This is a genomic window from Chryseobacterium lathyri, from assembly GCF_019970085.1.
GTDB lineage: Bacteria > Bacteroidota > Bacteroidia > Flavobacteriales > Weeksellaceae > Chryseobacterium > Chryseobacterium lathyri.
Genome location: NZ_JAHXYG010000006.1, coordinates 98,439 through 113,925, shown reverse-complemented (window position 1 = coordinate 113,925; position 15,487 = coordinate 98,439). Strand labels below are relative to the sequence as shown.

9 protein-coding genes are annotated in these 15,487 nt (G+C 35.0%); 7 read left to right on the top strand and 2 right to left on the bottom strand.

Features of this window, described 5'->3' with window-relative positions; all coding sequences use genetic code 11:
• Positions 1-60: 60 nt before the first annotated feature.
• Positions 61-1,410 (bottom strand): DNA repair protein RadA, encoded by a 1,350-nt coding sequence (gene radA, locus LC418_RS18820; protein WP_111955249.1) that lies wholly within the window; start codon positions 1,408-1,410, stop codon positions 61-63.
• 55 nt (positions 1,411-1,465) lie between these two features.
• Between radA and LC418_RS18815 the strand changes: the two genes are divergently transcribed.
• The 4 genes from LC418_RS18815 to yidC all read left to right on the top strand — a co-directional run bounded on the left by LC418_RS18815 (position 1,466) and on the right by yidC (position 6,416).
• On the top strand, positions 1,466-1,876 hold the full coding sequence (locus LC418_RS18815; RefSeq protein ID WP_223560265.1) for a hypothetical protein: 411 nt from the start codon (positions 1,466-1,468) through the stop codon (positions 1,874-1,876).
• A gap of 61 nt (positions 1,877-1,937) precedes the next feature.
• Positions 1,938-2,507, top strand: coding sequence for a YceI family protein (locus LC418_RS18810; protein ID WP_223560264.1), 570 nt, complete (start codon positions 1,938-1,940; stop codon positions 2,505-2,507).
• Between the two features lie 325 nt (positions 2,508-2,832).
• The gene (locus LC418_RS18805) at positions 2,833-4,440 is read left to right on the top strand and encodes a CTP synthase (protein WP_111955241.1); all 1,608 of its coding nucleotides are present in this window, start codon (positions 2,833-2,835) and stop codon (positions 4,438-4,440) included.
• 179 nt (positions 4,441-4,619) lie between these two features.
• Positions 4,620-6,416, top strand: a complete 1,797-nt coding sequence (gene yidC / locus LC418_RS18800; RefSeq protein ID WP_223560263.1) for a membrane protein insertase YidC — start codon at positions 4,620-4,622, stop codon at positions 6,414-6,416.
• A gap of 60 nt (positions 6,417-6,476) precedes the next feature.
• Here yidC and LC418_RS18795 read toward each other — a convergent pair whose 3' ends face one another.
• Complete coding sequence (locus LC418_RS18795) at positions 6,477-7,061, bottom strand: ribonuclease HII (protein ID WP_111955237.1); 585 nt, start codon at positions 7,059-7,061, stop codon at positions 6,477-6,479.
• 503 nt (positions 7,062-7,564) lie between these two features.
• On the opposite strand from LC418_RS18795, the gene LC418_RS18790 reads away from it, so the two are divergent.
• The 3 genes from LC418_RS18790 (at position 7,565) to LC418_RS18780 (ending at position 15,476) form a co-directional block, all read left to right on the top strand.
• Positions 7,565-10,492 carry a SusC/RagA family TonB-linked outer membrane protein gene (locus LC418_RS18790; RefSeq protein WP_223560262.1) on the top strand — a complete coding sequence of 976 codons (2,928 nt, stop codon included), beginning with the start codon at positions 7,565-7,567 and terminating at the stop codon, positions 10,490-10,492.
• A gap of 5 nt (positions 10,493-10,497) precedes the next feature.
• The gene (locus tag LC418_RS18785; protein ID WP_223560261.1) at positions 10,498-12,060 is read left to right on the top strand and encodes a SusD/RagB family nutrient-binding outer membrane lipoprotein; all 1,563 of its coding nucleotides are present in this window, start codon (positions 10,498-10,500) and stop codon (positions 12,058-12,060) included.
• Between the two features lie 425 nt (positions 12,061-12,485).
• Positions 12,486-15,476, top strand: a complete 2,991-nt coding sequence (locus LC418_RS18780) for a SusC/RagA family TonB-linked outer membrane protein (RefSeq protein WP_223560260.1) — start codon at positions 12,486-12,488, stop codon at positions 15,474-15,476.
• The last annotated feature ends 11 nt before the right edge of the window (positions 15,477-15,487 follow it).

Here is a 15,487-nt window from a genome sequence, read left to right as displayed (position 1 = left end):
AAATATGAATGGTGAATAATTAATCCGTTTCGCTATATCAGTTAATGAACCTACAATATTTTAAAAGATTCTCTCGTGGAAATCCTCAATTTTGCTCACTTCCTCAATTTTAATTCCAAATTTTCTTTTCGGTATTTTATTAAGATTCGATACAAATATTTTTTCGTAACCTAATTTTTCAGCTTCTGTAATTCTCTGTTCCACCTGTGCTATTGGCCGGATCTCACCACTTAATCCGATCTCGCCTGCAAAACAGTAATGCTCGGAAATGGCAATATCTTCGTTGGACGACAGGATGGAGGCTACCACGGCAAGATCTAATGCCGGATCATCTGTTTTTATTCCTCCGGTAATATTTAAAAAGACATCCTTAGCCCCAAGCTGGAATCCTGCACGCTTTTCCAGAACAGCCAGAAGCATATTCAGCCTTTTTGCGTCAAATCCGGTAGAGCTTCTCTGTGGGGTCCCGTAAACAGCAGTACTCACTAATGCCTGGATCTCCAGAAGCATAGGCCGGTTTCCTTCCAGAGTGACTGCCACGGAATTGCCGGAAAGCTCTTCAAATTTCTTGGTAATAAGGATCTCAGAAGGATTTCTGATTTCTTTTAAACCCTGTGAAACCATTTCATAGATACCAATTTCGGAAGTAGACCCAAAACGGTTTTTATTGGCCCTGAGCAGTCTGAAAAGATGGTTTCTGTCACCATCGAAATTTAAAACCACATCTACCATATGTTCCAGCACTTTTGGCCCGGCAATCTGGCCGTCTTTTGTAATATGGCCTACTAGGAATACGGGAGTATTGTTCTCTTTTGCAAATTTTATAATTTCATTCGAACACTCCCTGATCTGGGAAACGGTTCCGGGTGAACTTTCGATCAACTGAGACTGTAAGGTCTGGATAGAATCAATGATTATGAAATCCGGTTCCAGCTTTTTGGCTTCGTGGAGAATCTTTTCCAGTGAAGTTTCCGTAAAAAGGAAACAGTTCGGATTCTGAACATCTGTCAGCCTGTCTGCCCTCATCTTGATCTGTGAAGCACTTTCCTCTCCCGAAACATAAAAGATTTTTTTCTTCATCTTTAAAGCAAGCTGAAGCAGAAGGGTGGATTTTCCGATTCCGGGCTCTCCTCCGATCAGTGTGACAGAACCCAGCACAATACCTCCGCCCAGAACACGGTTTAGTTCCTCAGAGGGTGTTTTTATTCTCGGTTCTTCACTGGTCTCAACTTCAATAATGTTGATGACGTGCTGTTTTGATTTTGAAAACGGCGGAGTTTTGGATGAGGTTTTTTCTACGACTTCCTCCACAAGGGTATTCCATTCTCCACAGTTTTTGCACTGCCCCATCCATTGGGAATATTGAGTTCCGCAGTTTTGACAGAAATATGCTGTTTTCAGTTTTGCCATACTGCGAAGTTAAAAAAAATGAATGTCCTTTCAGAATTTTAATTAATTTCCAAACATGAAAAATATTTTAATGAGAAGTTTGGTCATATTTATTGTGATGAGTCTTCTTAATGCCCAATTCAGCGAATGGACATTATGTTTTTTAAAAGAAAAATCAGACGGAATTGCCCTGGTGCCAATTGGGGTTTTAGTGGAATGCATTATTGTAACAATTGTCAGTTTTATTACGATATTAATCTTCAGAAAGAATTATAGTTCAGTTTTAAAAATTGCGGTTTTATTTGAAATCATTTATTTAATAACATTAATTATTTCTGGAACGAACCCCCTTGCTTATTTTTCAAATAAAACAGATGCCGGACTTCTTGCTTTATTCCTTTATGTTAATTCACTCGTTGTATTTCTGATCATATTTGTCTTCAACTTGTTATATTCTAAAATAATTTCATCTAAAATTAAAAACTAACCTACATCAAGAACAAGATAATCAATATGTGTTATCTTTACTCAACTAAAATTAAGTTATTATGAAAAAAGTATTTTTATCTTTCGTTTTCACACTGTTAAGCGTTCTGGGTTTCGCACAAACTGAATGGGCAGTAGATCCTATGCATTCTTCGGTAAACTTTAATATCAAGCATATGGGGATTAGCTTTGTACAGGGACGTTTCGATTCTTTTAAAGGAAGAGTAACGACTGAAGGCACTAATTTAGATAATGCCGTTTTCGATTTTGGAGTAGAGGTGAGCTCTATTAACACAGGAGTAGAAATGAGAGACAGACATCTTAAAAGCGCTGATTTTTTTGATGTGGAAAAATACCCGGCAATAAGCTTTCACAGTACCTCTATTACCAAGGATAAAAATAATTCATACATACTGAAAGGAACCCTGAAAATTAAAGAGACTGTAAAGGAAATAAGTGTCCCGGTAACATTCGGAGGAGTCACTAAAAACCAGCAGGGAAAAGAGGTGATGGGTTTTCAGACAAAATTCACAGTTAACCGCTTAGACTATGGAATTAAATACGATCCTACCGGTGCAGGAGTAGCTAAAGATGTGGAAGTAAGTCTATATTTTGAGTTGATAAAACAATAATTTTGTAAATAATTAAATTCAAAAGGTTTTTCAAGTGATTGGGAGGCCTTTTTTATGGTCATTAATTTTTCCGTTGGTCAACATCCTATCAGATTAAAAAGACATTCTTATGCAAAAGGTAATACGGGTGGCAGCTGTTGGGATTTCGGTTTTAATTTGTACACCGAAATCATGATGGTTATCGCGTTTTGTCATTGCGTTTATGAAATTTAGATAAAATTTTTAATCAGAATTTATAAATGATACAGAAGGGTTTTTCGGTTTTCAAAATTTAAAAAATTGCTTTGTATCTCTTTTTCCCATAACTTTGCACAAACCTAATCTAATGAGTAAAAAGAATACAAAGTACATCTTTGTGACAGGAGGTGTAACTTCATCTTTGGGAAAAGGAATCGTGTCTGCTTCTCTGGGACTTTTGTTAAAATCACGCGGTTTTAGCGTAACGATCCAAAAACTGGATCCTTATATCAACATCGACCCCGGAACACTGAATCCATATGAACACGGAGAATGCTATGTAACCGAAGATGGTGCAGAAACGGATCTGGATTTAGGTCATTACGAGCGTTATTTGGATGCTCCTACCTCCCAAAACAACAACGTTACTACCGGGAAAATCTACCAAACAGTTATTGAAAAAGAAAGAAAAGGAGATTTCTTGGGAAAAACGGTTCAGGTAATTCCTCATATCACCAACGAGATCAAAAGAAGAATTAAAATGCTTTCCAAGCAGAACTACGATATCATCATTACTGAGATCGGAGGAACGGTAGGAGATATTGAATCTCTTCCATACATTGAAACGGTACGTCAGCTGAAATGGGAGCTTGGTGAGAAGAATTCTATGGTGATCCACCTTACCCTGTTGCCTTATTTAGCTTCAAGCGGTGAATTGAAAACAAAACCTTCACAGCATTCCGTTCGTCAATTGATGGAAAGCGGAATTATGGCAGATGTCTTGGTTTGTAGAACAGAACATAATATTCCAAAAGATCAGAGAGCGAAATTAGCTCAATTCTGTAATGTGTCTCTGGATAATGTCATTGAATGTAAAGATCTTGAAACGATCTATGAGGTTCCAATGTATCTTCAGAAACAAAATTTTGATGATGTAGTTTTAAAAGAACTGGATCTGAAAAATGATAAAGAAGCTGATCTGAAAGATTGGAAAACTTTCCTTAAAAAATTCAAAAACCCTAAAAGAACTGTAGAAATTGCCTTGGTAGGAAAATATATTTCTCTGCAGGATTCTTATATTTCTATTGCTGAAGCTTTCAAACATGCAGGGGCAAGTCTTGAAACTGAAGTGAAAGTAAGATGGGTATACAGTGGAGATATCACTGCTGAAAATATTAAAGAGACTTTAAATGGGGTAGACGGAATCCTTATTGCTCCAGGTTTTGGCGATAGAGGAATCGAAGGAAAAGTGCTTACAGCTCAATATGCAAGAGAAAATAAAGTTCCGATGTTGGGAATTTGTCTAGGAATGCAGATCATGACAATTGAATTTGCAAGAAATGTTCTTGGACACACCAAGTCGAATTCAATGGAATTTGACACCTCTACACCGGATCCTGTAATTTCTATCATGGAAGAACAGAAAAATATCGTAGACAAAGGAGGTACAATGCGCCTTGGAGCTTGGAAATGTTCATTGAAAAACGGTTCCAAACTATACGATATCTACGGAACTAAAAATATTACAGAAAGACACCGTCACCGTTATGAATTTAACAGTGATTATCTTCAGGAATTTGAAAAGAACGGATTCCTGGCAACAGGTACCAACCCGGAAACAGGTCTGGTAGAGGCTCTTGAACTTCCTGACCATCCGTTCTATGTAGGAGTGCAGTACCACCCTGAATACAAAAGTACAGTAGCAACGCCGCACCCTCTATTCAGAGCCTTTGTCAAGGCTTGCGAAAAGAAATAAGGTAATTATTTACTATAAACGTCTTAAAATAAACTCAGGCTGATTATTCTCAGCTTGAGTTTATTATATAGTAACATGGTAATGCATAGAGTTTTGATAAAAAAACAGTATTTTTGTCAGCTCAAAAAGCAGCATATTGTGATGCTTGATTAAATTTAAAATTTTAATATAAAAATAAAATGCAAGAAAACAAAGGAATCGATAAAAGTCAAATGATCAGTTTTGCGGTTTTATGTTTGGTTCTTTTCGGATTCATGTTCTATTTCCAGAACAAACAGTCGAAAGAAGAGCAGTTAAAAGCTCAGGAACAAAAAGTTGAGCAGGTAAAAAATGCTGTAAAACAGACTCAGGCAAGCAATATCAATCCAAATGTAACTCCTGGTGCCATCCAGACGGCCAGTTTGAACAACAAAGAACTGAACGTGGAATTCTCAAGCTTAGGAGGACAGGTTTCTAAAGTGCAGCTTTCGGAATATAAAGCATATGACCATAAAACAGATAAGGCGGATCTTCCTCTTTACCTGATCGACAAAAAGAATTCGAACTACGGTTTTCAGTTTAAAGATAAAACAGGAAAAGTAATCAATACTAAAGATTTGGTTTTTACACCTGCTGTTAATGGAAATACCGTAACAATGACGGCTAATTACAACAGTGCTGTTATTCAGTTTGTTTACACATTACTTCCAAAATATACACTTGATTTTAAAGTAAGAACGAAAGGGCTTGCTGCTATTACTGCTGATAACAAAGCAGATTTTATCTGGGACTACAGTGTAAGAAACCTGGAGAAGGGTAGAGCACAGGAACAGTCTCACTCAGAATTCTCATATGCCTTCAATAATTATAAAGATTATGATTATGACGGAAGAACAACAATGGAGGAAGAAAAAGAAACTCTTAACTGGATTGGTGTAAAACAGCAATTCTTCTCCTCTGTAATTGAATCCAAAAGCGGTTTCACAAAAAGTAAAGGAAATCAGGAAGCTATTGAAGAAGGCGAATACCTGAAGAAACTTAATTTTGAAGGATTCGTACAGATGACAGGAAGCGAGCTTAACCAGGATTTTACCTGGTATTTTATGCCGCTTGATTTACCTCTGTTAAAATCATATGATAAAAACTTTGATGAAATATTACCATTAGGATGGTCTTTGATCGGTTGGATGAACCGTGGGTTCTTTATGCCAATGTATAATTTTATTGCCAGTTGGGGACTTACAGCAGGTTGGGTGATCTTCTTAATGACAATTATTGTAAAGCTGATCTTATCGCCGATTATGTATAAGCAGCATAAGTTAAGTGCGATGATGAAAGTGATTCGTCCTGAAATTGATGAGGTAAATGCCAAGCTGAAAGATGCAGATCCAATGAAAAAGCAGCAGGCTACTATGGAAATCTACCGAAAGGCAGGAGTGAACCAGATGGCAGGGTGTCTTCCGGCTCTGGTACAGATTCCGATCTTCTACGCCTTATTCCGTTTCTTCCCGAACTTTATAGATCTTAGAGGAAAAGGGTTCTGGTTTGCAAAAGATTTAACGGCTTATGATGATTTGATTAAACTTCCATTTAAGATTCCTTTCTTAGGAGATCATTTAAGTGTTTTTGCATTAGCGTGTACCATTGTGATTTTAATCTACACAGTAATGACTTCAGGAAATATGCAGCAGCCTCAACAGGAGGGCATGCCGAATATGAAAGTGTTGATGTATATTTTCCCTATTACATTCCTTTTCTTCTTGAATACGTCAGCATCAGGTCTTTCATGGTATTATTTTGTATCCAATGCGATCAATATTCTGATTATTCTTGTTATTAAATACTGGATACTGGATGAAAAGAAAATTCATGCGCAGATACAGGCAAATAAAGAAAAGCCAAAATCTGAAGGTAAATTCCAGAAGAAAATGAGAGAAATGATGGAGAAAGCTCAGGATCAACAAAAAATTCAGGAGCAGCAGAAAAAAAAGAAATAAAATAACAGTATATTATAAAAAAGAGAAGCAAATTTTGCTTCTCTTTTTGTTATGTCCTATTTAATCATATTCTAATCTGAATGATCTTCGGTGGTGTTTTGTCGGACCATATTTTATTAAAGCCTGCTGATGAGCTTTGGTGGCATATCCAAAATTGGTGTTCCAGTTATATTGTGGAAATTCTTCATGAAGTTCAATCATCAATCGATCCCTGTAGTTTTTGGCAAGAATAGAAGCTGCTGCAATAGATAAAACCTTTGCATCTCCTTGTATGATGCACTGATGAGGAATGTAATTATAAGGATGGAATTTATTTCCGTCTACTAAAATCAGCTCCGGAATTATTGTTAATTGATCTAATGCACGATGCATAGCATGAATGCTCGCATTAAGAATATTGTGTTCATCAATAAAAGAAGGAGGCAGTTCTGCAATGGCGTAATTTTTTACATTATCTTTTATATAACTATCCAGTTCCATCCTCGTCTTGAATGTCAGCTTTTTTGAATCATTAACCAAATTTGGCTTAAAGCTATCATCCAAAATAACGGCTGCTGCAACTACCGGACCGCTTAAGCATCCTCTTCCCACTTCATCACATCCAGCCTCAATGTAGAGATCCGTCCATTTTTGTAATAAGCCCATAAGTTTTTACCATATCATAAAGTGGTGTAAAATTAGTAAAATATATTGTAGTCTTAATCAATGAATATTTAGAACCTATTTATAATATATTGGTTAAAATCTCATAACAACTTTTATCGCTTGTGATTGTGTTTTATTTAAAAGTAGCGCTTTAGTCCCTGCTTAAATAGATAAAATATTTATATGCAATGCATTGTATTATGAATGGAGTAAGTAATTATTTATCATTATAATGTGATTAATTCATTTGATAATCAGATTGTTATCATAATATTTTGTTAATGTTTCCTATAGAAATTATCAATTAAAATGATTTGCCTTTTTCTGAAAAAAGATATTGTTTAAATAGTTTGTTATTGTTAATTATTTTGTTTTTAACTTAATTTAGTAATTTTTATCATGTTTTTTTTAAAAATAAATGAATAATTGATATTTTTTTAAGATTTTGTTTTGTATTTTTAAGAAAGTTTTACAAATTTGTAACATGCAAAAAATAATTTGATATGAAGAAATTAACAGCTGGTGTACTTGCACTAGTATTGTCTTCCTCTATAGCTGTCGTAAGTGCGCAGCAAAAGAAGAATGATACAGTACAACAGACACAAGAAATCGAAGGAGTAGTAGTAACTGCACTTGGAATCAAGAGAGAGAAAAAAGCTCTTGGATACGCTTCCCAGGAAATCAAAGGAGATATGATCTCTGATGCCGGACAAACCAATGCGGTAAGTGCATTATCCGGAAATGTCGCAGGGGTACAAGTTACCGCGCCAAGTACAATGGGTGGGTCTACAAGAATTACCATGAGAGGTATCAGTTCTATTACTGGTGAAAACAGGCCCTTGATTATTGTTGACGGGGTACCTTTAGATAATTCAAATGTTAATGATATAGAAACACAAAGAGGCGCTGGAGGTAGAGATTATGGAGACGCATCATTTGATATTAATCCTGATGATATTGAAAGTGTAACTGTTTTAAAAGGAGGTCCTGCAGCTGCTCTATATGGAGCAAGAGCAGGTAATGGTGCTATTTTGTACACCACTAAATCTGCTAAAAAAGGCAGAACAGATATTCAATTAAATACTGGAGTTTCTTTTGAAAGTATCTATATTCGTCCTAAATTACAAAATCAATACGGGGGCGGATATTCTGATACATTACCAACAGCAAATATAAACGGGCAAACCTATAACATACAGGAATACGAAACAGATGCTTCATGGGGACCAAAATATGATCCTAATTTGATGTATCTTCCATGGTATGCATTTGATTCTGAATTTTCTAGTGATTATTTGAAGCCAGTTCCTTGGGTAGCTCCTAAAAATGATGTAGATTCTTTTTTTGATACAGGGGTAACGTATACTAATAACTTATCTGTAGCTAAGTCCTTTGGAGATACAAACGTAAGACTTTCATATACGAATACAAATATTGGAGGTATAGTTCCAACTTCTAAAATTAAGAAAGATAACTTTAGTATTAATCTTAACTCTAAATTATCTGATAATCTAAAAGCAGAGGCAATCTTTAATTATGTTCATACTGATGGGTACAATCGACCTGAATTAGGATATGGAGATAATTCTGTGGCTCAAAAATTTTATCAATTCGGCCAAAGGAATCTAGATTTTGCTAAGTTGAAAGATTATAAGCTTTCTAATGGAAATCAAAGAACATGGAATAGAACAGCATGGGACGATGCTACACCATTATATTCAGATAACCCTTATTGGACTATTAATGAAAATACATCGGAAGATTCAAGACACCGATTTTTTGGTAACGCAGGTTTAACATATAATTTCAACAAGAACTTCTACATTGCAGGTAAGGTCTACGGAGATGTATATTCTCAAAATATCAGCTCAAGAGTTGCAGTTGGCTCACAAGCAGTTTCTGATTATACTATAGAAAAAAGAAATGTATCAGAATTTAATTATGAGGGTAGAGCCCACTATAATAATAATTTTGGAGATTTTAGTTTAAACTCTTTTGTCGGATTTAACATCAGGGACAATAAAATGAGCTGGTTGAACGGTACTACTGTTGGAGGACTGGTTATACCTAATTTGTATAATTTGAGCAACGGCGTGGAAAATTCCTTAGCTACTAATAGATCTTTTCATTCTTCTGTGAAAAGTATATTTGGATCAGTTTCATTAGGATATAAGAATATGTTATTTCTGGAAGCAACAGGAAGGAATGATTGGTTTTCTATGTTAAATAAAGATGAATTTTATCCTTCTGTTACAGGAAGTTTTGTATTCTCTAATGTGCTAAAAACAGATTGGCTGTCTTTTGGTAAGATTAGAGCTGGGTGGTCTAGTATTGCACAGGGTACGGATGCATATAGTAGGCTTACATATACTGTAATTGGTCTTCCGTTTAACGGAGCTTCTCAATATTCAAATCCGAATACTTCTAATGATCCAAATATTAAACCTGAATTGAAAGTTACTAAAGAAATTGGTATAGAAGCTAATTTTTTCAAAAACAGATTAGGTTTTGATGTAACGTACTATGATACTAAATCAACTAATTTGATTATTGCATTACCAGTTGATCCCTCTACAGGTTTCCTATTTAAAAATATTAATGCTGGTGAAATGACAAATAAAGGTATTGAGGCAATGGTAAATGTTACACCAATTAGGAATGACAATTTTTCTTGGGATATAACTTGGAATTTTGCTAAAAACAAAAATAAACTGGTAGAATTACAAGGTGATTTGCAAAATTATATTCTTACTAATGCACCATTTAGAGCTCAATTAGCAGCGCAAGTGGGACAGGCATATGGTGCTATATTGGGTACTGATTATGTATATGATGCTAGTGGAAATAGGGTAGTTGACGCCAATGGCTTCTATAAAGCTTCAGAAATTAAATCTTTAGGATCTATACTTCCTGAATATAATATGGGCTTTAGAAATACTGTTAAATATAAGTCACTAAGCCTATCTTTCTTAATAGATATTCAGCAAGGAGGTAAATATTTTTCAACGACACATATGTGGGGGATGTACTCCGGAATGTTAGAGGAATCTGCTTTGGGAGGAAACAGAGAGGCAGGTGTGATTCTTGATGGTGTTAAAGAAGATGGGACTAGAAATGATATTTTATTAGATGCACCTACATGGGGAGGAACTTATTATAATACAGTGGATGCACAAAATGTTTTTGATGCAAGCTATATAAAATTAAGAGATGTAACTTTAGGTTATGATCTGCCAAAATCACTTATAGGAAATGTATTTCAGGGCATTAGAATTTCAGCGTTTGCTAGAAATTTATTTGCTTGGAACTTAGCAAATAAAGGAATTGATCCTGAAAATACATCTTATGGTTCTGGTAATATTCAAGGTATGGAAGGTGGATCTTTACCTTCAACAAGAACTTATGGGTTCAATGTTAATTTTAAATTTTAATTAAAATGAAAAAAATAATTTTAATATTATCTGTTTTAGCAGTAACATTTATTTCAAATAGTTGCGCAGATAAATTCGATGAGATAGATACTAATCCCAATGGAACTGATAAGCCTTTAAGTTATGGTATATTTAATAGTGCTAATAAAGAGTTAATGGATAATACCAGAGATGAGTGGCAATCAGGAAGAATAGTATTGCCATGGGTACAGTATTCTGCTCAGAGAGCCTATACAGAAGAGGATAGATATCAATACAGGTTATCAACTGGGGTGTCATTATGGAGTTTTTCTTATAGAGTAGCTCAAGATTATAAGCAGATTATAGATCTTAATACTGATCCGGCTACGAGTGTACAGATGGGAGTATATGGTCCAAATGAAAATCAGATTGCAGCAGCACGAGTAATGCTATCTTATGTATTTCTTACTTTAGCAGATTCATTTGGAGATATTCCTTATTATTCTTATGGTAATAAAGATGCAGATTTTCAGGCTTTAAATATAGATATGACTTTACAACCTAAATTTGCAAGTCAACAGAAGGTGTATGCCGATATCATGAAAGAACTTAAAGAGGCTTCTGCAATGATTGATACTGATGAAGTTGTTTTTACAAAAGGAGATATTTTATTCGGATCTGGAGAAAAGCTTAAGAGGTTCGCCAACTCATTAAGATTAAGAGTAGCTACAAGAGTAAAAGGAGTTGTACCAGGTGCTGAAGGACATATCACAGATGCAATAGCTTCTGGAGTAATGCAATCTAATAATGATAATGTAGGAGTTACTTATGAAAATAATTTAGTAAATCCTTCTCCTTTATATGATAATTTTAGAACTAGGTCTGATTTTGCAATTTCTAAAACTTTTGTTAATTTATTGAAAGGTAATGTAGGGAACTTTACTCAGGACCCTAGGTTATTTAAATTTGCTACACCAAAAGGAATAAATAAAGCTTTGATTTTAGATGGATCTGCCCCTGAATCAACTAACCCAGCAGATTTTAACGGGATGCCTTATGGAGTTCCCAGTTCTTTAGCACCAAGCCAAGCCTCAAGTTCAAACTTTTTTAGCAAGAATATTCTAAAACCAGATTATACTGAAATTTTAATGGAGTATTCTGAAGTTGAATTTTTATTGAGTGAAGCAAACGGTTGGTCACAAGCTAATTATGTAAACGGAGTGAAGGCATCAATGGAAAAATGGGGAGTAGATGCAGCGACAATTAATAGTTTTGTTTCAGCATTACCAGCAGCTTCTAAAGCAAATGTTTTAACCCAAAAATATATTTCGTTGTTTATGCAGCCATATGAAGCGTGGGCAGAGTATAGAAGAACAGGATATCCAAACACTTTATTATTACCTGGACAAACAGGTACTCTTAATGTAGCTTCTGGAGGTAATACTACTTATACTTTTACGTCTCTGATTGCAGGTCTTACAGATCTTCCTAAAAGGTTATTTTATCCAACAACAGTACAAACTCTTAACACTGCTAACTATCAAGCTGCTTCTGCTGCTATTGGAGGTGATAAGATGGATACTAAATTAATTTGGGATACTAACTAATTAATGTAGTTTTAATATATTTTAACATTCATATCAAAAGCCGCCTTCGGGCGGTTTTTTTTGTTTAATATTTGTGACTTAAGGATTTTTTACAATGAAAATATGATATGCGTAACATTGTTAATTTTGTGATTTATTTTTGCCTTACTCATTTTTAAGTGAGTAATTATTTTAGTATCAGTAACTTATTGTGTATTTAGAAATATTCTATATAGAAAATATCAATTAAAATCAGTTGGATTTTTCTGAAATAAAATAATGGTTGGATGTTTTGTTTTTGTTAATTACAGTTATTTTAACATAATTTAATGAATTATTATTATTAATTATTGAATTTAATAAATATTTTATATTTTTTTTATGATTTTACTTTGTGCTTTTAATAAAGTTTTACAAATTTGTACAGTCTTAAAATTAAATTTGATATGAAGAAACTGACAACAAGTCTACTTGTTTTGGTATTGTCTTCCTCTGTTGCTGTTACTTATGCTCAGGAGAAGAAGGATACAATCAAAACAAAAGAAATCGAAGGGGTAGTGGTTACTGCACTTGGGATCAAGAGAGAGAAAAAATCTTTGGGATATGCTTCTCAAGAAATTAAGGCAAGTGCTCTTTCTGACGGAACTACAAACACGGGGAATATTGCCGCACAATTATCAGGTAAAGTAGCAGGTCTTAATGTTACCACAAATAATAACTTTGGAGGGTCTTCCAATTTGTTGATCAGAGGTGTAAAAGCATTAGGGGGAGGTAATCCGCTTATCGTTATTGATGGGTCTCCTGTTAATAATGGTAATACTCAGGCGAATTCAATTGACTATGGGAATGCTCTTTCTGACATTAACCAGGAAGATATTGAATCTATCAACGTATTAAAAGGTGCTGCGGCATCTGCACTATATGGAGACAGAGGACTGAATGGAGTTATTGTGATTACTACTAAAAATGGTAAAGGAAAAGATGATGGATCTTTGGGGGTAACATTCTCTTCTGCTATACAAGTAGGGTTTATCGACAAATCTACTTTCCCTGAATATCAGACAAAATATGGAGCAGGATATGCTCAGTCATTCGGATCAAAGGCGGCTGATGGTTTAAATTATGCGAACTTTGGAGCAGATGCTTCGTGGGGCCCTAAGTTTGATCCCAATTTGATGGTATATCAGTGGGATTCATTCAATCCTTTATCTCCTAATTACCAAAAAGCAAGACCTTGGGTAGCTGCTAAAAATGGACCGATTACATTTTTCAACAATCCTGCTTCATACATCAATAGCGTAACGTTGGAAAAAGGGCAGAAAGGGAAGAACATTACCTTTACCTATGAAAATATGATGTCTGACGGGTTGATGCCTAATTCACATCTTAATAAAAACAATTTCTCTTTAAAAGTTAATTATGATCTGACTCCTAAATTACACTCTACATTCTATTCTAGCATGACTTTGCAGGATACGAAAGGAAGAAGTATTACAGGATATTCAAATAATATTGCAACAGGCTTCAGACAATGGTGGCAAACCAACGTGGATGTTGCTGATCTTCAAAGCATGTATTTAGCGAACATAAACGTTGCCAATGCATCCAATAATTATGGTAACGTTACCTGGAGCAGAAAATCAGCGACCAACGGAGCTCCGGCTTATTGGAACAATCCATATTTCCAGGCTTATCAGAATTATTCTTCAGATAAAAGATATAGAAACTTTACTTACGGCCAGGTAACGTATGATTTGCTGGACAATATCTCTGTTACCGGAAAAGTTTCTTATGACAGAACAAGTCTTACCGCTGAAACCAGATTGGCTGTAGGATCCTTGCCTCAGGCTTTTGGACAGTCAAATAACGTGATTGGCTCAGGGTATGGAAGACGTGATATTATACAGGCGGAAACCAATTATGATTTGATGGTGAATTATAAATTCAATATTACGGATAATATTAACATTTCCGGAGTAGTGGGAGGAAACATTCGAAGAAACTATGATAGTTCAATCTATGCATCAACAGAGGGAGGATTAGTCGTTCCTGGAATTTATGCACTATCCAATTCTAAAAAGGCACCTCTTGCATCAGATGAAAGTGAATCTACACAACAAGTAAATTCAATATATGCTACTGCTTCATTTGATTTCTATAAAAAATTCTATTTAGATGCAACTTGGAGAAGAGCTGAATCATCAACATTAAAAGCTGGTAATAATATCTATAATTATCCGTCTATTACAGGATCATTAATTATGTCTGAAATTCTTGATACCAAAGAATGGATGAACTTTTGGAAATTAAGAGCCAATTATGCAGAAGTGGGAGGAACAGCAAGTTCATACCAATTGGTTAATAATTATAGATCAGCAGGAATTTTATCAGGTACGGGTATCTATAATTCTATTTTAACACAGCCTTTTGAGGATCTAAGGCCTCAAAGATCTAAAGAATTTGAAATAGGTACCGAAGCACACTTTTTAAGAGACAGAATCACGCTTGATGTCGCTTATTATAAAACAAAAACAATTGATCAGATTATTCCTCTTGCTGTTTCTGCGGGTACCGGATTTACTGGAAAAGTAATCAATGCTGGTAGAATTGATAATACCGGAGTTGAAGTACAGCTAGGGCTAGTTCCGATAAAAACAAAAGATTTCACATGGAACATTGATGCCAACTGGTCCAAAAACCAAAATGAAGTTATAGAACTGAATCCGGGAATCACCAATTATTTATTAAATAGTTTCCAGGGAGGAGTATCTCTAAATGCCAGAGTAGGTGAAGCCTGGGGAACATTAGTAGGAGCTGATTATACTTACCTAAACGGGGAAAAAGTAATTGATCCGAAAACAGGAAAATACTTACCGAACCCTAATCAGGTGATTGGTAATACTACTCCGGATTGGATTGGAGGAATAAGAAACAGTTTCAGTTATAAAGGGTTCTCTTTGAGCTTCTTAATTGATATGCGTAAAGGAGGAGATGTATTCTCAACCGATATGTATTATGGATTATCAACAGGTCTTTATAAAGAAACAGCCGAAGGAGATTACAGAGATAAACCTATTGTTTTACCTGGTGTTCTTCCTGATGGTACCCCAAACAATATTCAATTATCACCGGCTGATAATAATGGTGCTATGGGATATAAAACACAGCCTTCCAGAGAATTTGTTTATGATGGTTCTTTTATTAAATTAAGAGAAGCAAGTATTGGGTACACACTTCCAAAATCTTTATTGGCGGGAACTAAAATTTATGATGCAAAAATTTCGATTGTGGGAAGAAACCTATGGATAATTCACAAAAATTTACCATATGCTGATCCTGAAGCCATGGTGGGTGGAGGCATTAACTCTTACGGCTGGTCTATTGGTTCTATGCCAACAACAAGAGATTTGGGTATTAATGTTACATTTAAATTCTAAATTACTTAAAA

Coding starts and splice junctions, on each gene's coding strand:
- LC418_RS18795 (WP_111955237.1), bottom strand. CDS start 7,061: ATGGGCTTATTACAAAAATGGACGGATCTCTACATTGAGGCTGGATGT.
- LC418_RS18810 (WP_223560264.1), top strand. CDS start 1,938: ATGAAAAAAGTATTTTTATCTTTCGTTTTCACACTGTTAAGCGTTCTG.
- LC418_RS18805 (WP_111955241.1), top strand. CDS start 2,833: ATGAGTAAAAAGAATACAAAGTACATCTTTGTGACAGGAGGTGTAACT.
- radA (WP_111955249.1), bottom strand. CDS start 1,410: ATGGCAAAACTGAAAACAGCATATTTCTGTCAAAACTGCGGAACTCAA.
- yidC (WP_223560263.1), top strand. CDS start 4,620: ATGCAAGAAAACAAAGGAATCGATAAAAGTCAAATGATCAGTTTTGCG.
- LC418_RS18790 (WP_223560262.1), top strand. CDS start 7,565: ATGAAGAAATTAACAGCTGGTGTACTTGCACTAGTATTGTCTTCCTCT.
- LC418_RS18815 (WP_223560265.1), top strand. CDS start 1,466: ATGAAAAATATTTTAATGAGAAGTTTGGTCATATTTATTGTGATGAGT.
- LC418_RS18785 (WP_223560261.1), top strand. CDS start 10,498: ATGAAAAAAATAATTTTAATATTATCTGTTTTAGCAGTAACATTTATT.
- LC418_RS18780 (WP_223560260.1), top strand. CDS start 12,486: ATGAAGAAACTGACAACAAGTCTACTTGTTTTGGTATTGTCTTCCTCT.